Source organism: Mesorhizobium kamtschaticum (assembly GCF_056174585.1).
Map to the genome: position 1 here is coordinate 128,173 of NZ_JBWBWI020000002.1, position 24,705 is coordinate 152,877.

Here is a 24,705-nt window from a genome sequence, read left to right on the forward strand (position 1 = left end):
ACCACCCACTCTGGAGGCGACCATGCAAATTATCACTGACCGATCCCAAGCGCCGACCGCTATCCGCACCGATCTTGGCGCAATTTTCGTATCGTTGGAACTTAGTCGATCGACCTGGCTGATTACATCGTTGTCGCCAGGCAGCGAAAAGATGTCAAAGCATACGGTTCGCAGCGGTGACGTCGCTGGACTATGGGCACGGTTCTCTCAGCTCAAGGACAAGGTGCAGGTCCGCACGGGGCAGGTCGTTCCAATCATCGTGATTCAAGAGGCGGGCCTCGACGGCTTTTGGATCCACCGCTTGCTGCAGGACGGACGGGCCGAAAGCCACGTCGTGGACCCCGCTTCAATTGCGACGTCGCGCCGACGTCGACGGGCGAAGACTGACAAGATCGACGGGGAAGCTCTGGTGCGCGCGTTGCTGGCGTACAAGCGAGGCGAGCCGCGGGTGTGCGCCATGGTTCGAGCACCGACCCCACAAGAGGAGGATCGCCGCCGGGTCTGCCGCGAGCGCAAGACGTTGACAGCGGAACGGGTCGAGCACGTCAATCGGATCAAGGGGCTGCTCTTCGCCCAGGGCATCTCAGACTATGAGCCGTTATTGCGCAAAAGACGGGAACGGCTTGAGGAACTCAGGACCGGCGACGGTCGTCCGCTACCTAAGCATTTGAAGGCACAGATTGGGCGCGAACTTGATCGTCTCGAACTCACACTTCAACAGATCAAGTCCGTAGAGGCTGAACGGGATGCTGTGCTCAGCCCGTCGCACGAAGGCACGCCAGCGCCAGGAGCAATGTTAAAGAATTTGAGGGGGATTGGCCCGGAATTCGCCGGCGTCCTGTGGTCGGAGGGATTGTTCCGAAGCTTTTCCAACCGACGGCAGGTTGCCGCTTATGCCGGATTGGCGCCGACGCCCTGGCGGAGCGGATCCGTCGCGCACGAACAAGGTGTCTCCAAAGCCGGAAACCCCCGGCTGCGAACGACCATGATCCAGCTCGCTTGGTTGTGGGTAAGGCATCAGCCCCGTTCGATGCTGACCCTGTGGTTTCATCAGCGTGTACAGCTCAATGGTGGCCGAGTTCGGAAAGTGCTGATCGTTGCCTTGGCGCGAAAGTTGCTGATCGCCTTCTGGAAATATGTGACCGCCGGGGTTGTGCCGGAAGGAGCCGAGACAACGGCCTGAAAACAAACGCTTCCCCCTTTCAATCTTCCGGAGCTTGATCAGCTCCGGCGGATCCAGGTGAGCGGACCGGCAATTTGGCTTGGCTTAAAAAGCCGAAGAAAAGAATGGTCCCGCCCTCCTGAGCCTTTGCCCGACGCAAGCGGGATATTGGTGCGGCCGATGAGAGCGGCGACCGGATGTGAGTTTGAAGCGGCATCGGAAACGGGCCGGGTCACGCAAACGGGCTCAGACCTTGGATACGCAGTAACGAGCGGAGATTTACCATCGAATCCTGATCGAACATCTTGACCCGCAAATCCCCATGTGAGCCAATTACGCCTTCCGACCGTAAATCCACGAATGGCCCGCTCCGCGATCAGGTTGTCGGGCTCGAGCTGGCCATCGTAGAGGAAGCGATTGAACGCGCGCCATCGGTTGGTGCCATAGGCGAAGGCCTTGGCGATATCGGCATGGCGCGACAAACCCTTGCCCTGGCGCATGAGCTGTCGTCGCAGCGCGCGGACCAGTGGTCGGGTCCGCATTCGTCGTGCGGCCAATCGCTCGGCGGGCGGGAGCCCCCGTATCTCTTCCTCGATCCGGTAGATCGCCTGGATACCGGCCATCGCCGTCGTGCTGAGCTCGGTCGGCTGGCTGTCGTGAACGTCGAATATCTTGCGACGTAGATGGGCCAGGCAGGCAGCTTCTCGAATGGCGCCGCCCTTGTAGAGCTGGTTATAGCCGCTGAATCCGTCGGCCTGGAGCGTGCCGGTAAATCCGGCGAGCTCGCTCATCACGCTCTCGCCGGCGCGGCCCATGGTGGCGCGATACCAGGCGATCGGCGGCTCCTTCGAACCCGAGTTGCGATCGTCGGCGACATAAACCCAGAGCGCGCCCTTGTGTGTCTTGCCGGTGCCGGGCGCCAGGATCGGATGCCGCGTGTCGTCGGTGTGAATCTTGGTGCGGGTACGGCCGATCTCACGGATGCGGTTGTAGATGGGATCGAGCAAGGCGGCGGCGTAGCCGGCGCTGCGCGCAAGCGTGGATCGCTCGATATCGACGCCCTTGGCGGCCATCATCTGTACCTGACGGTAGAAGGGCAGATGATAACCCCACTTGGCCATCATGATATGGGCGAGCGCGGCATAGCTGAGCTTGCCGCGCGCAATGGCCTTGGCTGGTGCGGGCGCCTGGATGATTTTATCGCAGGTCCGGCAGCTATACTTGGGTCGAACGGTCTCAATCACCTGCCAGGCCTGGGCGACCAGATCGAGCATCTCGTCGCTATCTTCGCCCATGGCGCGCAGATCGCCGCCGCAGCCCGGGCAACATGCGCAAGACGGCTCGCGAACGACCCGCCTGCGCGGCAGGTTGGGGTTGAGCTTGCGAACCGGCAACACCCGCACCTTGTCGCTGTCAGCAACGATGGGCAGCTCGATATCGGGCACGCTGGCGGCGAAATCGGTCTCGAGATCTTCGAGTTCGAGCTGCATCTGGCCGAGCTTCTCGGAGGAGCGGCCGAAGGCCTTGCGGTTGAAGCGATCGATCCGCAGCTGCAGGCGCTGGATGCGAAGTGCGGCCTCGACGCGCTCTCTTCGCAGCTGTTCATCGCGTTCGGCGATGGTGATGTCACGGGCAGAAACGGCCGCCTCCAGAAGGGCGATCCGAGCGAAGAAATCAGCGGTTGAGGGAGCTTGTTCCGACACCCAAAACCTATACCCGAAAGACCCTCGTCACGGAAGAAGAATCAACACAAAATCAATAAGAAACATCAAAATCAGCCAGCCAAACGCGGTCGATAAATCTTGCTCGGCCGGCGCCAATCGATCCCGTCCAAAAGCAGCGAAAGCTGCGCCTTGGTGAGCGACACGGCGACCTGATCCTTGGTGGTTGGCCAGGCGAAACAACCATCGGTCAGCCGCTTGGTGAACAGACAGAACCCCTGGTCGTCATGCGCCAGAATCTTGATGATATGACCCTTGTGTCCACGGAAGCAGAAGATTGCGCCGGTGTGCGGGTCGAGCGCGAGCACCTGCTGCACCATCCGCGCCAGGCTGTTGATCCCGCGACGCATGTCGGTCGCGCCGCAGCACAAGTAAATCCGGTCGGTCGGCACCACCGTGATCACCTGGTCAACTCCGCCAGGACGATGCGCAGTGCTGTCGGATCGACGATCCCGTCGATCCGCAATCGCGCGCCGCTCGGAAAAGCCACGACGATCCTGCCGGCCGCGTCCGGGCAATCGGCGACGGGGCGTTCGACACCGGGCAGGTCACTCACGTCGATCCGCGCGAAGGTCGCCATCGCCTGATCGGCATCGAGCTCGCCGCCGGCCATCTGCTTGCGCCAGGCGTAGAGCTGTGACGGAGCTACGCCGAACGCGTCCGCGACCTCGGTCACCGACGACCCCGCCGCGCTCGCCAGGTCGACCAACGCGCGCTTCTCAGTGCAACTCCACAGCCTTCGTTGCCGTACGCGCCCGGGCACGGTTGCAAGATCTTCGGCCGCCGCAGCGGCACCCCTTAACTCGGCGACCATATCGCCCCTTGCATGTTCCAATGTCATGGCCCGAAACCTCCATGTTCATCGGCCTCTTGCAAGGTGCCTGGGCGCATCGCTTACAGCATGGCGTTCGAGGTGAGTTCGGTTCCGTTGTCGCTGACCACCATCAGTGGATAGCCGCGCCATTCGGCGATCGCATCCAACTCCCGCACCACGCGTTCGCCTGACAGCGAGTTGTCAACCACTGCGGCCAGGCATTCCCGGCTGAAGTCGTCGATGACGCACAGGATGCGGAAGCGGCGGCCATCGGCCAGCGTGTCGGCGACAAAGTCGAGGCTCCAACGCTGGTTCGGGTGCTGGGGAATCGCCATCGGCGCTCGCGTTCCCAAAGCCCGCTTGCGGCCGCCACGCTTGCGAACGGCGAGCCGTCGCGGACACTTTCCACGAGGTAGAGATAGCGATGGCCGCGCGCGACTCTCTCAACGACAAACATGCCAGCGTTGTTAGCGAATAAATGCCATCAAATCCATACAGAACAGGGATGACAGCACAAATGTTGTTACCACACATTTTCGCGCCGGAAATTCAATGCAAATGAATTCAATAGCTTAACGGACAGTGTTCGCTGTCCATTCACATCCAACTGTTCAAGTTGGGCCAAGGTTGATCTCACACACCGCTACGAACAGCTCCGCTGCGGTTCTAAATGAGGTTCAAGGACATTAGGTTAGAAGCCGGTGTGGGTCGCTGACAAGAAAGCGGATCCCTTGATTACTAAAATCGAAGGTCCGGGTTTGTTCGAGCGTTTGTCCCTCACTGTATGCCTGCAGTTCTGCTTCTACTTCCTTCGCTCCAAAGAAGAGAAAGTCAGCAAAAGGTGCGCAGACAGGAAAGGTCCAAACTCCGTGCCAGGTACCTTTGTGTAAGATAACACCGCAGGATGAAGGAATAAGGAAGGCGCGAACAGAATCCGGGTCTGGGCCGCTTTCTCCCGGAGCCTGCTCAGCCACAATGAAAACTGCAGGCGTTCCAAGTGCAAGTCGAGTTTCGCACTCCGTCACGTGACTTTCAAAGCCGGTGAGGACCATCTCTGCGGACGGGAAGCGGACGATCCCCAGCCAGGCCGTGCCATCCATAACGAAAGGAAACTCGATCATTCGGAAAGGGTGGCCAGCGAACGGACCAGAGAATGCGGCCTCTGGAAGCCCACCCTTGATCACCGAGCCGAAGGGCCGGAACGCTTCTGCGTCAAGCGGCGCAACAGGCACAGATATGGATACTCTAGTCACTTCAGTTGCCGATACCATATAATATTCCTCCTATATTTTTGATAGGCCACGGGTGTAACGCGACGTGTTAACGACGTGAATGTTGTATAAGCACATTGATGCAAGCGCTGAGTTCTCGACACCGGAGGACGTCACGCTGGTAATGATTCGTATGCTTTGACGTTTTGGCCAACAAAAGCAGATCGCGCCGAGCGTAACAGAGGCCGGAATATTTCCATTCTTGTAAGATGTTGAATAGTTGCCATAAGTCACGCCATTTTCATGGGCGTTCTAAAGAGAAGAAATGGCAGCCGCGATATTCCTTGCTCCTTCAGGATGCCAATGATCTGTTCGTCCGTGAACCTGAATGGTTTCATTGCCCGTCTCCTCTTCCAGAGAATAGGCTAACCTCAAAGCGAAGACTTTCCAGGGGAGCAGGTCATCAGCACTCGGACAATCCCTCCAAACTCCAACGGAACACCTCGACTGCGCGCTCCGCGACGTCGCGTTTCCACGCACGTTCGTCGATAAAATATGCGTCACGCATGTTCTGCTTAATTTCCCGCGTTATGCGCGTGTCGTTCGATGCGCTCGCATGCAACCAATGGTCTCCTCGAAGCGCACTCAAAACCTGCTCCAATTCAACGGTGCCATATTCGAGCGTCACGCAAGTGCGTTCGGCCGTGCACAAGGTTTCTGCAACAGCGATCGCACTGTAGCCCGTAATGGCTGCCGATGATGATGAGCCGTTTTCTGCAGTTGTCACCGCGCCCCGATACCAGGTTTGAGCTCGCTGGTATTCTGGTTCCATCGGACCACGTTCGAACTGAATTTCGCCATATCCGCGAGGTCCAAGCCCACTATGAATGTCAATGACGCATACACGCTTTCGTTGGGAGCCATACTCAGCAAGCATTCGTCGCCAGAGTAAGTTGGAAAAGGCAGGTGCTCGACCACCATAGAAGAGACCGCCGGGGAACTCGTATTGACCCTGCGTCACTGCCGAGATGAAATTCTCATGCCCGTTGGCCTGTTCGTAAAGGCGGAGCGCGCTTTCTGCAGCGTCTCGAGAGGGGCCTACCCAGCATTCTGGGAGTAGGCTTCCGTGTAATTTGCGGTACTCATCGTTTCTCGGGAACGGCTTCTTATAGTCGATGAAATTTCGGTTGAGGTCAACGTTGTCCTCGTTCACTCGCCTGAGGTGTGCGAAAGCATACGGGTTAAGAGCGTGGACCAGCAGCACAGCAGTATCGCCGCTTCGTTCGTTGACGATCCTCTCTTCTAGAAGTCCAACTAGACACCCCGCCCCACAGAGGCCTTCAACGCCGTGTAGTCCTGTCATCACGATCGCAAGGTTCGGAAGCGTCGAGTCCCCAAAAACAGCAACATCCGTAGACAAGACTTCGTCACTGGGCCCGCGACCGGGATGGCGAAACTCGGCTAACACCGCGTCGGCTTTCGTAGCGGCATCGCGAAACTTGAGTCTTGCTTGCTGATAGTCGACCGAGAAACCATTCTCCAAACCTGACATCATTCCACTCCATGACCGACGGCCGGCTGAGTTAAGCAACAATTCGATGGGATAAGGTCGTTGGCCTATTTTGTCCGCCCACAGTTCGCGCCAGTCGCCTAGCGCGGGGCCGAGTTAAAGAACCGATCCAAGTGCCTGGTCAGGATTATCCCGGGGATACTGATCACCAGAAACAGCAGTCCAACCATCGATATAGGTTCGAGATAGCGGTAAGACATGTTCGCTTCTTGCCGCGCTACACCCATAACCTCCATCACCGAAATGACTGACAAGATAGGAGTTTCTTTGAACATGGCGATGAAGTAGTTGGCCAGAACCGGTATCATTGGCGGGATAGCCTGAGGCAAAATGATCTGCCACCAAGTGTGCCAAGAAGACAGGTTGCAAGCTTTCGCAGCATCCCACTGACCGCGCGGTACATTGTCGATACCGCCGCGATAAACCTCGGACGTGTATGCAGCATAATGCAAGCCCAGCCCGAAAACGCCGCAAGTGAGTGGGGATAGGATGATACCCCAATCGGGAAGGATATAGAAAAGGAAGTACAACTGTACGAGCAATGGCGTCCGTCGGATGAACTCGACGAAAAACCTGGTCGCGCGCCGCAAGGCTGCGCTTTGGACACGTTGACCGAAGGCAAAGAGCAATCCAAGTGTCATCGCGAGAACCGAGCCAAGCAGCGTGGCTTCGATAGTCACTAGCAAGCCGGCCAGCATGTCTGGCAGAATTTTTCCTACAAATTGCCAGTCCCAAGTCATGAGGTCAGGCCTTCCAGCTTCGGTCGAGGCCAAGGTTGACGCGCCTCTCCAGGCTTCGCGTGCCCCACGCGATCAAAGAGGCCAAAATGAAATACATGACGAGAATTGAGAGGTATGGTCCTGCAGTCTGGCCGGTCTGCATTCGTACGATTTGCGCATTGAAGGTCATGTCCCCGAGCGAGATGAGCGAAACAACTGAAGTTGCCTTCAGGAGGTCAATTCCTGCATTGCCGAGAGCCGGCAGCATGATCACGAAGGCCTGCGGCAAGACGATGTGCCACAACGACTGACTGCGGCTGAGATTCAAGGCGACCGCCGCTTCCAACTGGTCTTTCGGCACAGCGCGCACCGCTGCCCGGACGACTTCGGCTGCATAGGCTCCTACGTTCAGTCCGATCGCCAGGGTACCCGCTTGGAAGGGAGAAAGGCGAATGTCGAAGAGTGGCAGTGCGAAATAGACCCAAAAAAGCTGAACGATCACGGACGTACCGCGAAAGAATTCAATGTAGGTGGTGCTTATCCAGCGAATTGGCGCGATTCGCGATAACCTGCCGAGGCCAGCGAGCAGGGCTGCAGGCAGCGCGACAAGGCTGCCGGCAATCGTGATTTCAACTGTCACCCACGCACCTTGCAGGATGAGCAGAAAATAGCCGAACGCTTGGTCGAAAAGCCACATCGAGAAAATACCTTCGCCGGTTCTGAATCGGTCAACCAGCCGTCAACAGTCGCGTCAAAGACGTTGGCCGGCAGCTATGATCTTCTTCAAAAACGCTTTTGTCCGTTCGCAGGACGGCGCGCGGAAAATCTTGTCGGGTGTTCCCTCTTCGACGATTGAGCCTGCGTCCATAAAGAGCACACGGTCAGCAAAATCATGGGCAAAGCTCATCTCATGCGTGACGAGCAACATAGTCACATCCGTCTCTTTTCCCAGTTTTGTGATCACGGCAAGCACCTCTTCGACAAGTTCCGGGTCGAGGGCGGACGTAATTTCGTCAAACAGAAGTATCCGTGGCTTTAGCGCCAGCGCCCTGGCGATACCGACCCGCTGCTTTTGTCCTCCAGACAATGCTGCAGGACGTTCGTTGGCCTTGTCCTCGAGTCCGACCATCTGAAGCAGATCGAGGCCGGCCCGTCGTGCCTCTTTCGGGCTGCTCTGTTTCGTCAGGATTGGCGCCAGGGTGACGTTTTCCAGAACCGTCTTATGGGGAAAGAGGTTGAAGTGCTGAAACACCATTCCAAGCTGGCTTCGCATGCGGGTCAAATGCCGATTAGAAGCTGCTTGCCGCAAACCGTTTCGTACTTCTGAAAATACCGATTGCCCTCCAACAAGGACGTCTCCGCCGTCAATGTTCTCCAGCGTCATAAGGATGCGCAGCACGGTTGTCTTGCCCGAGCCCGAAGGCCCGATCAATGCCAGCCGTTCCCCGTTCTGCACGGAGAACGACAGGTCATTGAGGACGGATTTCCCGCCATAGTGCTTGCGGACTCCCCGAAACTCCACCGCAGGGTTCGTCATATCGGATCCTTGCATGTTGCGTTCAGCTAGAGGGATCAGCGCTAAAAACCCGCTACTACGGCGGCGTCCAACCGAGAGTGGCTGGACGCCGCCAGTCAGCAAGACTTCATTTCGAACCGGAGCACAAAGCCGCGGTCGTTTGGCCTTCACGCAAGGCTACGTGCGCTGACAGACCATACTTCGCCATCATCTCTGCATAGCGGCCGTTGGCGACGATCTTTGCCAACCCTTGGTTGTAGAGGTCGCGGAGGGCCACGTCTTCCTTATTAAATGCGGCAGCGCCACAGCCGATGGCCGTTCCCTTAACAGGAAAGACAACTGCCAGGTTGGCATCCGGAGACTGTTTTTGGAGGGCCTCCAAAGAGGCATCTGGCAGTGCGAACAGGTCAATTCGGTCGTCTTGAAGCATCTTCACCGCGCTAACACCGTCAGGGAAGATCATCATGTTCTGAGGCGAAATGCCCGCGTCAGTTGCTAGTTTCTGCTCAGAGCAGCCGCCACAGACGCCTATGCGAAGGTTCGCATCCGCGACGTCCTTGTAGCTTTGAATTTTACTCTGGAGGGACTTCTTCATCATGAAGCCCTCGGAATTGCAGACAACCGGTTCCGAGTAGACAACCTGCTCGCAACGCGCAGGCTTGATCATTAGAGCACCTGACGAGATTACATCGACCCGGCGAGCCTGGAGCGCCGGGATCATTGCACCGTAGTCCATCACCTGCGCTGCATAATTGGCGATGCCGGTTGCCGCGAGCGCCTCACGATCAACGTCGGGTCCGATGCCTGAGACCGCGCCGTCCGATCCCACGATCATCCAAGGCGCCTCGTTCGCAACGCCTGACGTGATTGTGCCCTTCTGCTTGAGCGCGCTTATTACATCCTCGGCCCCGGCTGCCCGAATGCCTATCGACGAGAGCGCAAGAGCGGCAGTCGCTACTACCGCGCAGAATGTACGCCCGACAGGAATAGAACTAAGGAAGTTTTTCATGTTCGTTCCCCTTTGTTTTCATTTTTTGAAGTGGCTACGCGCCGCATCGAAATCGGCGAACCTCGTAAGGCTCTTATCGGTACGACTGGTGTGCTTATGCAACGCCGGTTGTGCGCATGACCTTTGCTTTGCCGACTGATCTCACATTTTCAGCAGGGGTCATGCATGTCAATTGTCAAATTGGTATGATCCAATTGATCGTGGCGCTGAATCGCTGCTTTTGGCTCGATTTCAGCCCGTTGCCGCTACCGGCGACAGTGGAAATCTGATCGCGAAAACTGGGCAAATGCTAGATGAACTGTCGGTCAGACAGGCGGCAAACCCGGCTCAGGGTCGCTGGCTAACAGTTGCGCCAACGTTTCGACCCCACGCTTGAAGTCGTCATCGTTGCGAACGGAATCGCCGATCGTTAGCCTCACAGCGTGGGGGTCCGCCTCCCGACCGACGATAAAAGGATCCGGTCCTGTGACCAAAAGCCCCCTCCGTCTCGCCTCTTCGACGAAAGGTCCCGTGCGCCACAGCCCGGGGAGCGGCAGCCAAACGTGTAGCGATGTCGGACGCGGATTCTTTTGATCACCTTTTAGATTTAGAGCCCGGTCGAGAATCTTATGGCGCTGCGCCAGCTTCTGCCTCTGCCAGGCAATCAATTCTGTCGTCGTTCCATCGGAAAGCCATCTGCAACTGATCTCGGCGACAAATGAATTCGACATCCAGCCTGTCGTCCTTAACCGTGAAACTGCTCTCGAGACCAAGTCCTCGGGGACCAGCAGATAACCGGTTCTAAGGGAATGCATTACGCTCTTGGAAAAGCTTGTCGCATAGCATGTCCGCTCCGGAGCGAACGCGGCTATTGGTGGCGGACGCTTGTCGACCAGCGGACCGAAGACGTCGTCCTCTATGATCCAGACGTTGAACTTTCTAGCGATTTCAGCGATAGCGCCGCGTCGTTCCTCGTCCATAAAACTCGCGGTTGGATTGTTAAGTGTTGGGGTAAGGCAGAGGACTCTCACCCGTTCACGGCCACACAGCGCGGCAAAGGCGTCCGGAAGAACGCCCCTTTCGTCGCTAGCTAACCCGCGAAGCTGCAGTTTGAGGATCGCGGACTCTGTGATCACGCTGCTGTCGACGAGATGATCGGCCGCGACGACATCGCCCGGTTCCGTTAGAGATGCAAGGGCGACCCAAAGGCCGTGCTGGCAGCCATTCGTGATCAATATCGTCTCTGGTGAAGCGTTTAAGCCTAAGGTCTTCAGCCAATCCGCTCCCAAGCTTCGATGGTGATGCAATCCCACGATAGGCCTGTGTGCAAGCAGGGATTCCAGCTCTCGCGATCTCGATAGAGATGCGAGCATATCTCGGAGTGCCTGGACATGCTTCTCTCCGACGATTGGCGCCATAGTCGAGAAATCCAAAAGGTCTTCTTCCCTCTTGTCGACGATCGAGCCAGGCACCTTATCGAGGTTGGCGTACCGCACGTAGGTACCGCGCCCGACTTCCCCGGACACGAGACCGCGGCGCTCGAGTTCGGCATAGGCTCGAAAGACAGTCTGAACACTGACCCCCATGCGAAATGACAAGTCGCGTTGGGGAGGCAGTCTTCCCCCGGACGAAGTTCGCCGGAATCAATTGCGGCGGCGATGGCGTCCGCTATCGCCTGGTATCGCACGCCTTCTGATGAGGACAGCACCGGCTTCCAAGTCCAACGCATGTTCGCTCCCATTTCGCCAAATATTGAGATGATCCAATACAGCAATTGACATGGTCCCTGAGCGTCGTATCAGCTATGATGCGAGATGCAAAGAGAGCCACGATGCCCCAATTCGAATTAGACGAGTACGCGCGACGCCTTGCGCGAACCAAGGAAGAGATGATGCGGCGCCGCATTGAGGTGCTGCTGATTACTTCGCCGGAGAACATGAACTATCTAACTGGATACGACGCTTGGTCATTCTACACGCACCAGGTCGTTATCGTCGCACTCGATCACCAGCCGGTTTGGGTGGGCCGTGGCATCGATGTCCCCTGTGCGACCAGCACGGCATATCTGCCAACTGGCGATATCGTTGGATACCCCGACCACTATGTTCAGTCGACGGAACGACATCCTATGGAGTTTGTCGCTCAAGAGCTGGATCGAAGAGGCCTCGGCAATCGCGTCGTTGGCGTCGAAATGGACAACTATTACTTTACCGCGCGATGCTTCGAGAGGCTGCAATCTTCGCTGCCGAAATGCACCTTCAAGGACGGTTCGAATCTGGTCAACTGGGTTCGCATCATCAAGTCAGATGCGGAAGTCGACCTCATTAGACAGGCGAACGTCATAGCGGATCGCGCTATGATGGTTGGAATCGATGCCATCACCCCGGCCATCAGGCAATGCGACTTGGCTGCGCGGATCGCGCAGGCCCAGATTGCCGGGACTGAAACATTCGGAGGGGCTGTCCCTGGCGGGTTGGTTATGGGGATTGGCCCCCGAGCAGATGCACCCCACCTTTCGTGGACCGATGATCCTGTAGGCAGCGACGTGGTGGTCAACATCGAACTTGGCGGCTGTCGAGCTCGCTATCATGCTGGCCTTGCGAGAAGTGTCTATTTGGGTACCCCGCCTGAGCAATTACGCCAACTTGCTGCTGTCGTGCGGGAAGGGATGGAGGGCGTGATCTCTGCCATCGCTCCGGGGCGTATATGCTCGGAAATTGAACAAGTCTGGCGGAGTGTGATTTCTCGGCATGGTCTGAACAAACCATCACGGATTGGCTACTCCATCGGCTTGGGCTATCCGCCCGATTGGGGTGAGCACACGGCAAGCCTGAGGCCCGGAGATGAGACCGAACTTCAGCCCAACATGGTTTTTCACGTAATTCTTGGGATGTGGCAGGGCGAACTCAGCTTTGTCCTGAGTGAGACGATCCGCGTGATGCATAAGGGTTGTGAATCCTTGTCCCGAATGCCGCGTGAATTGTTCGTTGTACCTTAAAGGATCGTTCTGTTGACGTCGACCCGGGAACCAAATCCGATAGGTTTACTTTTGCTCGATGAGCCTAAGCCGGACCGCAGTCCGTCGAGGTGCTTAGGTGGGACGGAAAATTTCTCACAAGGCACGATTGAAGAAGTTGTTGAAGGCGTTTCGGTGCCTGACATACTTCACGATCTCCCTCATGTACGGGATTCTTATCTCCAAGCCGCTCGCCGGCTTAAGGATCGAGGATGTGCAGCGATCATCTCGAATTGCGGGTACTCAGTACTTTATCACAACGACATCAAAGAAACCGTCGGCCTGCCTACCCTGACATCTAGCCTACTTCTTCTTCCGGTTCTCGCAGCCATAACGCCCGAGAGCCAGAAGATCGCAGTCATATGCTTTGATTCCACGGCGCTATCTGACGCCCATTTGCTAGCTGCATGGCCACAGCTCCAGGTCGACCGAATCATCAAGGCCGGGATCGAGGGAACGGAGGCTTGGCGGCAGATCAACCGACCCGACGCGGCTTACGACTGGGATCTTATCGGCGCTACACTGAACCGAGTTTGCGAACGCTCGCTGGGAAACGAAAACCTCGGGGCGATCATTGTCGAATGCTGTGCGTTTTCGCCGTTTGTTCCTCAGATCCAAAGCATGCTTCAGCGGCCCACCTTTGACATCATTTCTGCAGCGCATGCGTCGTTGTCGCAGTCATGATCACTCGATGCATTAGGCCGCGTTCAATTCCCACGGGCGCAGGGCTCGGGAGTCGCCGAGGAAAGGGTGGCGTCTTTTGGAGATGCGGGTTCGGCAAACCACAAACTGGCATCTTTCGCGGACGCAAGCTTCTACCCGTTCTCGTCGCTTGAGACGTTGCCGGCAGAACAGCAGTCGATAGCCAGCCCGACGCAAAATCGTCAGGTCGCATTTTACAACAACCTCACTATGGGAGAGATGGGCAATGAAAGTACTTTGTTTATGGTACGCATCCGAAGACGAAAAACAGGCCATCAAATCAATGTTTCCTGATGGAGCCGAAGTTATTGCGCCAGAGGGCGAATTCCTATCTCGTTTCGATTGTGCTCTCGATGACGTGAAGCATCTAGCGCCTGAAGCAGATGCCATCCTTGGCCTCAGTCTGCCTGACGGCCTACTCAAGCTCACTGAGAAGCTAAAGGTCTTCTCTTGGATGCATTCAGGTGTTGACGACCTTGTGACGTCGGGGGCCGTCGACCAATTTAGAAAGCGTGATATAAAACTCGCTAATATCAGCGGCTCTAACGGAGTTGCGGTTGCTGAACATGCAATGATGTTCCTTCTGGCTCTCGCGAAAAGGACACTGTTTAAGCATCGTGCCATGGATGAAGGCAGGATGATATTTCCTATCTTTGCGCCGGACACCCAGTCGTCGATGTTGCATGGTCGGACGATTGGCATCATTGGCGTAGGTAATATCGGCGGGCGGATCGCTAAGTATGCCAAAGCGTTTGATATGCATGTACTTGGCGTGCGCCGTTCTAAGACTGGCCCATCGGTGGAGCACGTGGACGTCATGCACGGCATCGATGAGTTGCACAGTGTCTTGCCGAAATGTGACTACGTCGTTCTCGCGACGCCCGACACAAAGGAAACGCATGGATTCTTCGGAGCAGCTGAGCTCGCTGCAATGAAGCCTTCCGCCTATCTGATCAACATTGCTCGTGGAATGCTGATCAAGGAGAAACCCCTTTATGACGCCTTGACCTCCGGTCAAATTGCCGGCTTTGCAGCTGACGTTTGGTGGCACTACGACTACGGGCGTACCTTCCCAATGACACCTTGGGGCTCCCGCTTGGGAGTACACAAGCTTCCAAACGTGCTCACTTCAGACGATCAGGCTGCGAACGCGGAGGACGTGCTCCGACGCAACATCGAATGGGGCACAGAGAACCTGGTTGAGTTCTTTTCTGGAAAACCGATGAAGCGGGAGGTCAGCCTAGATCTTGGTTACTGAAGATTCTGCGCTCGTCCTGTCGTAGAGCACGGTTGCGCTTGATACATCGGATCTGGATGGGCATTTGGTGTGCCCATTCTTTTTGATGGCGACGATTGCACGGCTTCTGCTTTAATCGGGGCGAAAGCAACCGCGAGCGGGATCGCAATGGATAGTGAGCGTGGCGTTTCAAAGACTCGATCTCATTGACCTGAAGATCCTTGACGCGATCCAACGCGACGGGCGCATCACTAAGCTCGCGCTCGCCGACAAGGTCGGACTGTCGCCGACGCCGTGCTGGATGCGGCTTCGCAAGCTGGAAAAGGCTGGCATCGTCTCGGGCTATCACGCCAGCATCGCCATGCGTCTGATCGCGCCGGTAGCCACCGTGCTGATGCAGGTGACGCTGGCCAGCCACCGCCAGGCCGATTTCGACCGCTTCGAACGCGTCATCCGCGACATCCCCGAGGTGGTCGCCTGCTGGTCGGTGGGCGGCGGCGTCGACTATGTTCTGAAGGTGATGGCGCGCGACATCGACGCCTATCAGCGGCTGGTCGACGCCTTGCTCGATCGCGAGATCGGCATCGACCGTTACTTCACCTACGTGGTCACCAAGACGGTGAAGGACGAGACCGTTTTGCCGGTGGCCGACCTATTGCCGGCGCAATCGTAACGCGCGCGCAGAGAAATGTTATCGCAGGCTTAGGTAACTCAATTTAACATAATGCATATTATCGGTACAGCGACAAGCCATTGATTACTGATGGGATTCGTCAAGTTCCATAATGAAACTTATGCGACTTTGTACGAGCAAAGTTAAAATGTCCCACTTCTGCAAAGTAGGAATGTCGCTTCCCCTTTGCTGAATGCCATTCTCCCCGGCGCCGTTTGTGAGGGAGACAGCAAGTGGGATTTGTTTTGATGAGCGAACGCGAGCTCCAACGCATAGAGGTTCTATCGAAGGCCATCGAGCGAAGGATGACGACTGTCGCGGCAGCACATGTGCTTGGATTAACCAGGCGCCAGGTGCAGAGGCTTTTGAAGTCGTTTCAGGCCGATGGTGCTTCCGGACTGCGCCACAAGGCGCGCGGCCGACGCTCGAACCGTCAGATTGTCGACGGCGTTCGGGACTTCACTCTATCGCTCATCCGCGAACACTATCTGGACTTCGGCCCGACTCTTGCGGCTGAGAAGCTGGCTGAGGATCATGGTGTCACCGTATCGCGTGAGACGCTTCGCAAATGGATGGCTGAGGCCGGAATCTGGCTGTCGCGCAAGCAGCGCCGGACATTCCATCAGCCGCGCTTGCGCCGCGAAGCCTATGGCGAGTTGGTGCAGATCGACGGCAGCGAGCATCGATGGTTCGAGGAGCGGGGCGGTCCATGCACCCTGCTCGTCTTCATCGATGACGCGACCGGCAAGCTTCAGCAGCTGCGCTTCGTGAAGTCGGAGAGCACGTTCAGTTACTTCGAGGCCTTGGATCTTTATCTGAAGGCGCACGGCTGCCCAGTGGCATTCTATTCCGACAAGCACACGGTGTTTCGGGTGGCGAAGGCCGAGGCTCGTGCCGGCCGCGGCATGACCCAATTCGGCCGAGCCTTGTCCGAGCTCAACATCGAGATCCTGTGCGCCAATTCGAGCCAGGCCAAGGGCCGGGTCGAACGTGTCAATCGCACGCTGCAGGACCGGCTTGTGAAGGAACTGCGTCTTGCTGGCATCTCAGATATCGAAGTAGCCAACGCTTTTCTGCCGGCATTCACGACCAGCTTCAACGACAAGTTTGCGAAGATCCCTACCCGGCCGGACAATCTTCATCGTGTCTTGAACATGCCGGCCGATCGACTCCGCGACCTGCTCTGCAAACGCGAGCAGCGCTATGTCGGCCAGCAATTGTCTTTCTCCTACGAACGCAAGCAGATCATGCTGGAGAAGAACGATATCTCATGCGGCCTGGTCGGCAGATATGTCGATATTTACGAGTTCGCCGACGGTCGCCTGGATGTTCGGTGGAAGGCATGCTCCCTGCCCTACACTGTCTTCGACAAAGAGCAGCGCGTCACCCACGCCGCGGTCACCGAGAACAAGCGGCTTGGCGAGGTTCTGTCCTGGATCAAGAGCCAGCAAGATGAGGCTCGGCCCGCGCCGAAGATTAAGACGAACAGCGAACAGACTGGCTATCAGAAGCGCGACAGGAAGCCGGGGCGTAGGAAGGATTTCATGAATGATCCTGCTGTCATCGCGCGTCGACAACAAGCGCTGGCAAGGCTGGATGCTGCCGAGTGAAGTCAGCTCTCAAAGCTAAACCCGGGGAGCCTTGCTGGATCGCACCCGATCGGGCTGCGCGATCCTGACCAGCTGACGCCCGATCGGGTGCTCTCGTCGCGGCCAGCAGAACCGTGATGCGACATTTCTACTTTGCTGGCCCGGCGACATTCGAACTTGGTTGCAACATGTACTGTAGGAGCTAAGTTAAAATGTCCGGGTTTGGCAAAGTAGGAATGTCGCTCCTGCTTGTGCGCTGCCAATCTCTCCGCCTTCGACGGTGCGGGAGATTGCAACTTGGGACTTGTTCTGATGAGCGAACGCGAACTGAAGCGTATCGAGGTTTTGTCGAAGGTCATTGAACGACGCATCTCCACTGTGTCGGGCGCGAGGATCCTGGGGCTCACGGTCCGCCAGACCCAACGATTATTGAGGACATTCCAAGACGACGGTGCCGCGGCTCTCCGGCACAAGGCGCGCGGCAGATGTTCGAACAATCGCATCATCGATAACGTTCGCGACTTTGTCCTGGAGCTCATTTGCGAACACTATGTCGACTTTGGTCCGACGCTTGTCCGCGAGAAGCTGCTCGATCGACACCAGATAGCGGTCAGCAAAGAGACGCTGCGCAAATGGATGACCGAAGCCGGCATTTGGACATCGCGACGTGAGCGGAAGCGCCAGATTCATCAACCGCGTGGCAGGCGAGATTGCTTCGGCGAGTTGGTTCAGATCGACGGATCGCACCATTGGTGGTTCGAGAGCCGGGGGCCAAAGTGTGCCCTGCTCGTCTACATCGATGACGCCACCGGCAAGCTGCTGCATCTGCGTTTCGCCGGTTCCGAGAACACGTTCGACTATCTGATCGCCACCAAGGCGTATTTGCAGGAATGGGGCAAGCCGATCTCCTTCTACATCCACAACCATGGCGTGTTTCGCACGACGCATGGGTCCGAGAAGGATCGAACGACCGGCCTGACACAGTTCGGCCGCGCGCTTTACGAGCTCAACATAGACATCATCTGCGCCAATTCTCCGCAGGCCAAGGGGCGTGTCGAGCGCGCAAACCAGACGCTGCAGGACCGGCTTGTAAAGGAGCTGCGCCTGCGCGGTATCAGCACGATCGAGGCGGCGAATGCCTATGCGGCCGAGTTCGCTGCCGACTTCAATGCCCGCTTCGGCAAGGAGCCACGCAACCCGAAGGACATGCACCGCCCCCTCGCCGCTCACGAGAATCTGGACGGCGCCATGTGCCGCAAGGAATTCCGGACCCTGTCGCGAGCGTTGACGCTGCGCTACGACAAGGTGGTGTTCATCCTCGATCCGAGCCCGTTTGCGAAGGGTTTGGCCGGCAAGAAAGTCGTGGTTTGCGATTACCCGGACGGCCGGCTCGATATCATGGAAGGCAGCACCTCTCTGCCCTACAGAACCTTCGACAAGCTACGCTCGGTTCACAGATCGGAGATCGTCGAGAACAAACGCTTGGATGAGGCGCTTTTGATGGTGGCCGAGATGCAGGTCGGGCGGGACATGCAGCGCAGCCAGCATGGGCCGCGGCGAACTGGCCAGACGAACCATATGTTCGGCATCCCTGATGGCAGCCAGAGCAACGGCTATGTGAAGCGCGGCACGAAGCCGGGTCGCTTTGCGATGACGCTAGAAAGCACCCACGCGACTCGGGTAAGATCGCCTCATGGCTAGATGCACAGCACCAGTAAGAGGCCATCGCTCAGCGGCTGCTGCCGCGGACTGCCCAGCATGTGGTAGCCGCTATGGCCGCGGCTACAGCAGCTACGGGTACTCGCGCCCGTCCTACTCTTCACCGTCTTACTCTCCCCCGCCCTACTACTCGTCCGGGAGCATTGGGGGTACAGGTACGAACTCTACCGTCAGCTCACCGAGATGGGCCATGATTGTGTGGTGGTGGCACCGGCACTAATTCCCAAGCGTCCCGGAGATCGAGTGAAGACCAACCGGCGCGATGCGGTCAGCTTGGCACGGTTACATCCTGCGGGTGAGCTTACAGCGGTTTGGGTGCCGGACCGCGGGCATGAGGCTATGCGCGATCTCGTGCGAGCCCGTGAAGCAGCCCAGGAGGCTCAAAAGCGGGCGCGTCAGCAGCTTCAGTCGTTCCTACTTCGACATGGCCGCATCTATTCGGGCCGCTCATCCTGTCGCTGGCGCATATGCGGTGGATATCGACTCTGAAGTTCGAGCATCCGGCGCACTTCATCGTGCTCAAGGAATACTGCCAGGCGATCGAGGATGCCGAGGTGCGCTTGAAGCGTCTGACCGATCTGATCTCGGAGACTGTCAAATCCTGGACGATGGCTCCTGTTGTCGAAGCCTATCAGGCGTTACGAGGCGTGTCGTTGATTGCCGCCGTTGTCTTTGTTGCCGAAATTGGCGACATCCGCCGCTTCGAAAACCCCCGCCAGCTGATGGCCTTTCTTGGCCTCGTTCCGTCAGAGAGCTCGACAGGTGAACATGTCAAACGTGGTGGGATCACTAAGGCCGGGAACTCTCGGGCCCGTCGCATGCTGATCGAAGGCGCATGGGCTTACCGCTTCCCTGCGCGGGTAAGTCGAACCAAGCAAGCGCAGTTGGAAGGCCTACCGAGAACCGTTCGCGAAATAGCGTGGAAAGGTCAGCTCCGCCTCTGCTCTCGCTATCGAAAAAGGATCCTCGCGGGGAAGCACAAGGCCATCGCGATCACCGCGATCGCTAGAGAAATGGGGGCCTTCCTGTGGGCTATCGGTCAGGAAGTGCAACCAGCTCACCACGCTTAGCCAAGCACCGCATATCGCGCGCATTAGAAAGAGGAGACAAGATCGATCTTCATCTGCTGATGCTCAATATTGGAGGCAGGGGCCCGGTCGGGGAATCTTCGATGGAACTGAGTGGCCGACTACGTCGATGCCCGTGCTAAGATAGAAGCAGCCCCAGGCGTACACACGGAAATGCGGTATCCAACCCGCGCGTATAAGAGTTTGCAAACCGTCGTCTTGAGGTCCTGTCTCCTATATTGCGCATTAGCTACACTATACCGGACCAGCCATTATTGGCGGGATGAACAGTCGTGGCCATGCCGCTTGCATTTGACATAAGAGTTCCAATGAGACGAAAATCGCGCAGAGAGTGGTGCGTATGGCGGTCGGTGCTTCGGATCGGTCAGTTGAAATATGCATGGTCTTCTCCACAGGGTTGGTTCAGCAACCTCACTCTGTCAGAAAGCCGATCGCTTTCCACCGCCCATGGAATCTACAATCTGAGCCTGCGTGATCTTGAGGAGATGATGGCCGAGCGCGGCATTACGGTCGATCACACGACCATCCACCGCTGGACCGTTCGTTTCGCGCCCTTGTTGCTGGAGCGCTTCAACCGGCGCAAGCGTAGCGTGACCGGCAAATGGCATGTCGACGAGACCTACATCAAGGTCCGTGGCCAGTGGATGTATCTCTATCGCGCCATCGACAGTGTCGGCGACACCGTCGAATTCTATTTCAGCGAGCAGCGCGACCTACCGTCGGCCAAACGCTTCTTCAGAAAGGCGCTGAATAACCGGATCGAACAGGACCATCGGCGCATCAAGCGCCGCATCCGGCCGATGCCCGGCTTCAAATTAACGGCCACCGCAGCCACCATACTGACCGGCATCGAAATGATCCACATGATGCGTAAGCGACAGGCGAGGTATGCCTTCAATCCGAATCCGTCCTTGGCCGAGCAGTTCGAATCCTCGCCGCCTGATTGACCTCGCATCAGGGCCTCTCTGTGCCCCTATTCAGTCGTTGCAACAAAACCTGATTTTCAATTTGAAACGCTTGGCCTGTGGGTCGGGCGGCCGGCTTGGAATCCGCGCCAGAGAAAAGGGCGGCACTGCTGCCGCCCTTTCCGTGAATGCGAGGCAATGGCTGGATTAGAAATCCATACCGCCCATGCCGCCCATGCCACCGCCGGGCATACCACCCGGCATGCCGCCGCCAGCCGACTCCTTCTTGGGAGCCTCCGCAATCATGGCTTCGGTGGTGACCAGCAGGCCGGCGACCGAGGCCGCGTCCTGGAGAGCGGTGCGCACAACCTTCATTGGGTCGACGATGCCCATGGCGATCATGTCGCCATATTCGCCGGTCTGGGCGTTGTAGCCGAAGGTTGCATCCTTGTTGTCGAGGATCTTGCCGGCGACGATCGAAGCTTCGGCACCGGCGTTGGCAGCGATCTGGCGGGCCGGAGCCTGCAGGGCGCGACGGACGATGGCGATGCCGGCCGTCTGATCGGCATTGGCGCCGGTGACGGTGATGGCCAGCGAAGCGCGCAGCAGGGCGACGCCGCCGCCAGCAACGATGCCTTCTTCCACGGCCGCACGGGTCGCGTTGAGGGCGTCATCGACGCGGTCCTTCTTTTCCTTGACTTCGACTTCCGTCGCACCGCCGACGCGGATCACGGCAACGCCGCCCGCGAGCTTCGCGAGACGTTCCTGCAGCTTCTCCTTGTCGTAGTCCGAGGTGGTCTCCTCGATCTGCTGCTTGATCTGGGCAACGCGGCCCTGGATCTCGGCCTTCTTGCCGGCGCCGTCGACGATGGTGGTGTTCTCCTTGGAGATCGACACCTTCTTGGCGCGGCCGAGCATGTTGAGGCCGACATTCTCGAGCTTGATGCCGAGGTCTTCGGAAATGACCTGGCCACCGGTGAGGATGGCGATGTCTTCCAGCATGGCCTTGCGGCGATCACCGAAGCCCGGCGCCTTGACGGCGGCGATCTTCAGGCCGCCACGCAGCTTGTTGACGACCAGCGTGGCCAAGGCCTCGCCTTCGACGTCTTCCGAGATGATAAGCAGCGGCTTCGAGGTCTGCACGACGGCTTCGAGAACCGGCAGCATGGCCTGCAGGTTGGAGAGCTTCTTCTCGTGCAGGAGGATGTAGACGTCCTCGAGCTCGGCAACCATCTTGTCGGCGTTGGTGACGAAGTAGGGCGACTGGTACCCGCGGTCGAACTGCATGCCTTCGACGACTTCGAGTTCGGTCTCGGCGGTCTTGGCTTCCTCGACGGTGATGACGCCTTCGTTGCCGACCTTCTGCATCGCTTCCGCGATCATCGAGCCGACCGAAGCATCGCCATTGCCGGCGATCGTGCCGACCTGGGCGACTTCTTCCGAGGTCTTGATCTTCTTGGCGTTCTTGACGAGGTGAGCGACGACTTCGGTCACGGCCAGATCGATGCCGCGCTTCAGGTCCATCGGGTTCATGCCGGCGGCAACCGCCTTGTGGCCTTCCTGGACGATCGACTGCGCCAGAACGGTCGCGGTCGTGGTGCCGTCGCCGGCGATGTCGTTGGTCTTGGACGCGACTTCGCGGATCATCTGCGCGCCCATGTTCTCGAACTTGTCGGAAAGTTCGATTTCCTTGGCGACGGTGACGCCGTCCTTGGTGATGCGCGGCGCGCCGAACGACTTGTCGATAACGACGTTACGGCCCTTGGGACCGAGCGTGACCTTCACCGCGTCGGCCAGGATGTTGATGCCGTGAAGCATGCGCTCGCGGGCATCACGGGAGAATTTTACGTCTTTGGCCATTTTTACTCCTGGGCATTTCGCCCGAATTCAGATTGGATGGTGCGGATGAAAGGCGGCGGCGTGTCAGCCGATGATGCCCATGATGTCGGCTTCCTTCATGATCAGAAGGTCTTCGCCATTGAGCTTGACTTCGGTGCCCGACCACTTGCCGAACAGGATGCGGTCGCCCGCCTTGACGTCCAGCGGGACGAGTTTGCCGGCTTCGTCGCGGGCGCCGGAGCCGACGGCGATGATCTCGCCTTCCTGCGGCTTTTCCTTTGCCGTGTCCGGGATGATGATCCCGCCGGCGGTCTTCGCTTCGGACTCGACCCGGCGAACGACCACGCGGTCATGCAGCGGCCGGAACTTCGACTTTGCCATTTTTGGATGTCCCTGGTGCGGATGTTGAACGGTGCTCCGTCGCCGGAGCGTGCGAGTGCTATCGTGGCGCTGAGACAGGCGGTCGGCTGCGTCCCCCGTCTTCCCCGCCTGTGGGAACAGGTGGATCGGTGGGCAGCGCCTGAGCCGGCTGAGTAACCTTCTTCATGTTGACAAGCCTTACTCCAGTGCCATCTTTGACGGGGTCCGGGAGACCCGCAGCGGCAATATGTTTTGGTGAGGTGATCAGGGGACGTCTTCTCCTTGGTCGTTCACGTGTTTGCGGATGGCGGCGAGGCTGGGCTGGACGCATGGGTCGGCCTATTTGCACAACCACGCCAGGGAAATGGACGAATTGGCCAGTAAGCCTTTCCGACTATCGCCCCTCTTTAGGTTCCTCCTTGGTTGCCGCTTGGACCTTTTGGGAGGAATCCTTTCGCGGAGCCGCACACAGATCGCCGTAACAAACCTTCTCACCCTTGCAGTTGGCCAGAGCCTGCAGCAACTCCGGTAGAAGGTACTGGTTCAGGTCGTGGGCGATCGGCTCCGGACCGTCCAGCGACTTCAGTGCCAGCTCGATCAACTCGATCGCCCGATCTTTGTTGCCGCTCTCATGATAGTAACGAGCGATCGCCGGATAAGACCAGAACCTACGCCCTTCGCCTTGCGGGGGATCGAGTGCCAGGATGTGTTCGGATAGCTCTTTTCCCATCGCCAGGCGCTCAGCAGACGGAAAGTGCGAATAGTCATAGTTCGGCTGGAAGAGTTGCTCTAGCGCCACAATCATCCAATCCTCGGAGTTTCTGTTGATCGCGTCGCTAACGAATTGGCGCATGACGGGCAAGCCGGCTTGCATGTCGCGCATTTGATGGAGCAACAGATGCGCATGAGACGAGCGGAAACTGAGGTTGTCCGGCATCAAGGCGATGCCTTCTTCGATCGCCGAGCGCGCCGTCTTCCAATCCTCTTTCTCCACCGCCGCCCAATATCTAGCATTGATCGGCTTCGTCAGCGCTTTTTCGCGCGCTTCGGTTTCGCCTTTCGCGATCCGCTCCCTGTCGGCGGCTTTCGCTTGATCGCTGGCGCGCCAGCTGCCGTTGAGCACCTTCGGCAAAACCTCATCGAGTTCCGTCGGTTCACCAATAAAGGCGATGTGGCCGTCTCGGTCGACCACGAAACTGGTCGGAATCCAGAAAGAAAAGCTGGGCTCCATCCAAAGCTTGTCCATTTCGCCTGTGGAGTCGAACGCCATCCGAAAGTTCAGATTCGAGAACTTTTCGGTCAACCAAGCGTCCAGATTGCTTCTGGCCTCATCGGCCGTTGGAGCGCGTTCATATGCCGCGACTGCGACGACATCAACTCCACTCTCCCTGTATTTCTCCTGCAGCTGCATCAGATGGGGCATCGCGTCCACACATGGGCCGCACGAAGTTCTCCAAAATTCGACGATGTACACTTTTCCGGGCTGAAAGCTCGTGAGGGGCTCGCCACGCAGCCAGTTTTCCACTTGAATCGGCGGAGCCGGGGACTCGATCTGCAAGACCCGGTGCTGTCCAAAGCTGTTTCCAAAGGGTGAGGTCATCGGCACTCGGGTTTCCTTCTTAGAGAGGCACACGGGTTGGGGAGAGAGCCTCTCTTGCTCCATTATTCACGCAAGGGTCATGCCAGCTGGCTCAGCGCGCATAAGTGCATAAATATGCTTTGAAAAACCTCCGCATGGCCCAGGATGGCCGGTTGTAATGAACCTGACATTTTTGCCAATGTTGTTCTGAACCTGTCATATTGTCGGCCGCTGCCAAGTTTGGACACGCCTCGCACCGAGCGAAAAAATGGCCCGTCCGCACGGTCCCGAAGCGCC

At 57.8% G+C, this 24,705-nt stretch carries 20 protein-coding genes and 4 pseudogenes; 10 read left to right on the forward strand and 14 right to left on the reverse strand.

What is annotated here, in order from left to right; all coding sequences use genetic code 11:
• Positions 1–22: 22 nt before the first annotated feature.
• Positions 23–1,183, forward strand: coding sequence for an IS110 family RNA-guided transposase (locus AC0V7N_RS36315; RefSeq protein ID WP_496628293.1), 1,161 nt, complete (start codon positions 23–25; stop codon positions 1,181–1,183).
• Positions 1,184–1,221: 38 nt separating this feature from the next.
• Here the strand turns inward: AC0V7N_RS36315 and tnpC are convergent, their stop codons facing one another.
• The 11 genes and pseudogenes from tnpC to ehuR form a co-directional block, all read right to left on the reverse strand.
• On the reverse strand, positions 1,222–2,865 hold the full coding sequence (tnpC, locus tag AC0V7N_RS36320) for an IS66 family transposase (protein ID WP_496628294.1): 1,644 nt from the start codon (positions 2,863–2,865) through the stop codon (positions 1,222–1,224).
• A gap of 71 nt (positions 2,866–2,936) precedes the next feature.
• Positions 2,937–3,287: an IS66 family insertion sequence element accessory protein TnpB gene (gene tnpB / locus AC0V7N_RS36325; RefSeq protein WP_475439150.1), complete on the reverse strand. Its 351-nt coding sequence runs from the start codon at positions 3,285–3,287 to the stop codon at positions 2,937–2,939.
• Positions 3,284–3,592 (reverse strand): transposase, encoded by a 309-nt coding sequence (locus tag AC0V7N_RS36330; protein ID WP_496628295.1) that lies wholly within the window; start codon positions 3,590–3,592, stop codon positions 3,284–3,286. The genes tnpB and AC0V7N_RS36330 overlap by 4 nt, the downstream gene beginning before the upstream one ends.
• Before the next feature lie 188 nt (positions 3,593–3,780).
• Positions 3,781–4,086, reverse strand: a pseudogene (locus AC0V7N_RS36335) (DDE-type integrase/transposase/recombinase); the annotation flags it as partial.
• A gap of 297 nt (positions 4,087–4,383) precedes the next feature.
• Positions 4,384–4,968 (reverse strand): ureidoglycolate lyase, encoded by a 585-nt coding sequence (locus tag AC0V7N_RS36340; RefSeq protein WP_496628296.1) that lies wholly within the window; start codon positions 4,966–4,968, stop codon positions 4,384–4,386.
• A gap of 403 nt (positions 4,969–5,371) precedes the next feature.
• Complete coding sequence (locus AC0V7N_RS36345) at positions 5,372–6,460, reverse strand: DUF2817 domain-containing protein (protein WP_496628297.1); 1,089 nt, start codon at positions 6,458–6,460, stop codon at positions 5,372–5,374.
• 98 nt (positions 6,461–6,558) lie between these two features.
• Positions 6,559–7,218 carry an ectoine/hydroxyectoine ABC transporter permease subunit EhuD gene (gene ehuD / locus AC0V7N_RS36350; RefSeq protein WP_496628298.1) on the reverse strand — a complete coding sequence of 220 codons (660 nt, stop codon included), beginning with the start codon at positions 7,216–7,218 and terminating at the stop codon, positions 6,559–6,561.
• A 4-nt stretch (positions 7,219–7,222) separates the two neighbouring features.
• Positions 7,223–7,894 carry an ectoine/hydroxyectoine ABC transporter permease subunit EhuC gene (gene ehuC, locus AC0V7N_RS36355; protein WP_496628299.1) on the reverse strand — a complete coding sequence of 224 codons (672 nt, stop codon included), beginning with the start codon at positions 7,892–7,894 and terminating at the stop codon, positions 7,223–7,225.
• Positions 7,895–7,948: 54 nt separating this feature from the next.
• A complete protein-coding gene (gene ehuA / locus AC0V7N_RS36360; RefSeq protein ID WP_496628300.1) occupies positions 7,949–8,734 on the reverse strand; it encodes an ectoine/hydroxyectoine ABC transporter ATP-binding protein EhuA in 786 nt (261 codons plus the stop codon).
• 106 nt (positions 8,735–8,840) lie between these two features.
• Positions 8,841–9,722: an ectoine/hydroxyectoine ABC transporter substrate-binding protein EhuB gene (gene ehuB / locus AC0V7N_RS36365; RefSeq protein WP_496628301.1), complete on the reverse strand. Its 882-nt coding sequence runs from the start codon at positions 9,720–9,722 to the stop codon at positions 8,841–8,843.
• A gap of 305 nt (positions 9,723–10,027) precedes the next feature.
• Positions 10,028–11,287 (reverse strand): MocR-like ectoine utilization transcription factor EhuR, encoded by a 1,260-nt coding sequence (gene ehuR, locus AC0V7N_RS36370; protein ID WP_496628302.1) that lies wholly within the window; start codon positions 11,285–11,287, stop codon positions 10,028–10,030.
• Between the two features lie 245 nt (positions 11,288–11,532).
• Here ehuR and AC0V7N_RS36375 point away from each other — a divergent pair, with 245 nt between their 5' ends.
• From AC0V7N_RS36375 to AC0V7N_RS36415, 9 genes and pseudogenes are all read left to right on the forward strand, one after another.
• Entirely contained in the window at positions 11,533–12,699 is a 1,167-nt protein-coding gene (locus AC0V7N_RS36375; RefSeq protein ID WP_496628303.1) for a M24 family metallopeptidase, read from the forward strand.
• 12 nt (positions 12,700–12,711) lie between these two features.
• Entirely contained in the window at positions 12,712–13,401 is a 690-nt protein-coding gene (locus tag AC0V7N_RS36380; protein ID WP_496628304.1) for an aspartate/glutamate racemase family protein, read from the forward strand.
• 244 nt (positions 13,402–13,645) lie between these two features.
• A complete protein-coding gene (locus AC0V7N_RS36385; protein WP_496628305.1) occupies positions 13,646–14,677 on the forward strand; it encodes an NAD(P)-dependent oxidoreductase in 1,032 nt (343 codons plus the stop codon).
• Positions 14,678–14,837: 160 nt separating this feature from the next.
• Positions 14,838–15,329, forward strand: coding sequence for an Lrp/AsnC ligand binding domain-containing protein (locus AC0V7N_RS36390; protein WP_496628306.1), 492 nt, complete (start codon positions 14,838–14,840; stop codon positions 15,327–15,329).
• Between the two features lie 233 nt (positions 15,330–15,562).
• Complete coding sequence (locus tag AC0V7N_RS36395; protein ID WP_496627316.1) at positions 15,563–16,939, forward strand: ISNCY family transposase; 1,377 nt, start codon at positions 15,563–15,565, stop codon at positions 16,937–16,939.
• Positions 16,940–17,230: 291 nt separating this feature from the next.
• A complete protein-coding gene (locus AC0V7N_RS36400) occupies positions 17,231–18,619 on the forward strand; it encodes an ISNCY family transposase (protein WP_496628424.1) in 1,389 nt (462 codons plus the stop codon).
• A pseudogene (locus AC0V7N_RS36405) lies at positions 18,612–18,827 on the forward strand (toll/interleukin-1 receptor domain-containing protein); the annotation flags it as partial. The gene AC0V7N_RS36400 and the pseudogene AC0V7N_RS36405, both read left to right, overlap by 8 nt.
• Positions 18,794–19,707, forward strand: a pseudogene (locus AC0V7N_RS36410) (IS110 family RNA-guided transposase); the annotation flags it as partial. The pseudogenes AC0V7N_RS36405 and AC0V7N_RS36410, both read left to right, overlap by 34 nt.
• Before the next feature lie 473 nt (positions 19,708–20,180).
• Positions 20,181–20,672 (forward strand): annotated as a pseudogene (locus AC0V7N_RS36415) (IS6 family transposase); the annotation flags it as partial.
• 165 nt (positions 20,673–20,837) lie between these two features.
• On the opposite strand, the gene groL reads toward AC0V7N_RS36415, so the two are convergent.
• The 3 genes from groL to AC0V7N_RS36430 form a co-directional block, all read right to left on the reverse strand.
• A complete protein-coding gene (groL, locus tag AC0V7N_RS36420) occupies positions 20,838–22,490 on the reverse strand; it encodes a chaperonin GroEL (protein ID WP_496628307.1) in 1,653 nt (550 codons plus the stop codon).
• A 63-nt stretch (positions 22,491–22,553) separates the two neighbouring features.
• The gene (gene groES, locus AC0V7N_RS36425; RefSeq protein WP_394889756.1) at positions 22,554–22,850 is read right to left on the reverse strand and encodes a co-chaperone GroES; all 297 of its coding nucleotides are present in this window, start codon (positions 22,848–22,850) and stop codon (positions 22,554–22,556) included.
• A 373-nt stretch (positions 22,851–23,223) separates the two neighbouring features.
• Positions 23,224–24,429 (reverse strand): redoxin family protein, encoded by a 1,206-nt coding sequence (locus tag AC0V7N_RS36430; protein ID WP_496628425.1) that lies wholly within the window; start codon positions 24,427–24,429, stop codon positions 23,224–23,226.
• Between the last annotated feature and the right edge of the window lie 276 nt (positions 24,430–24,705).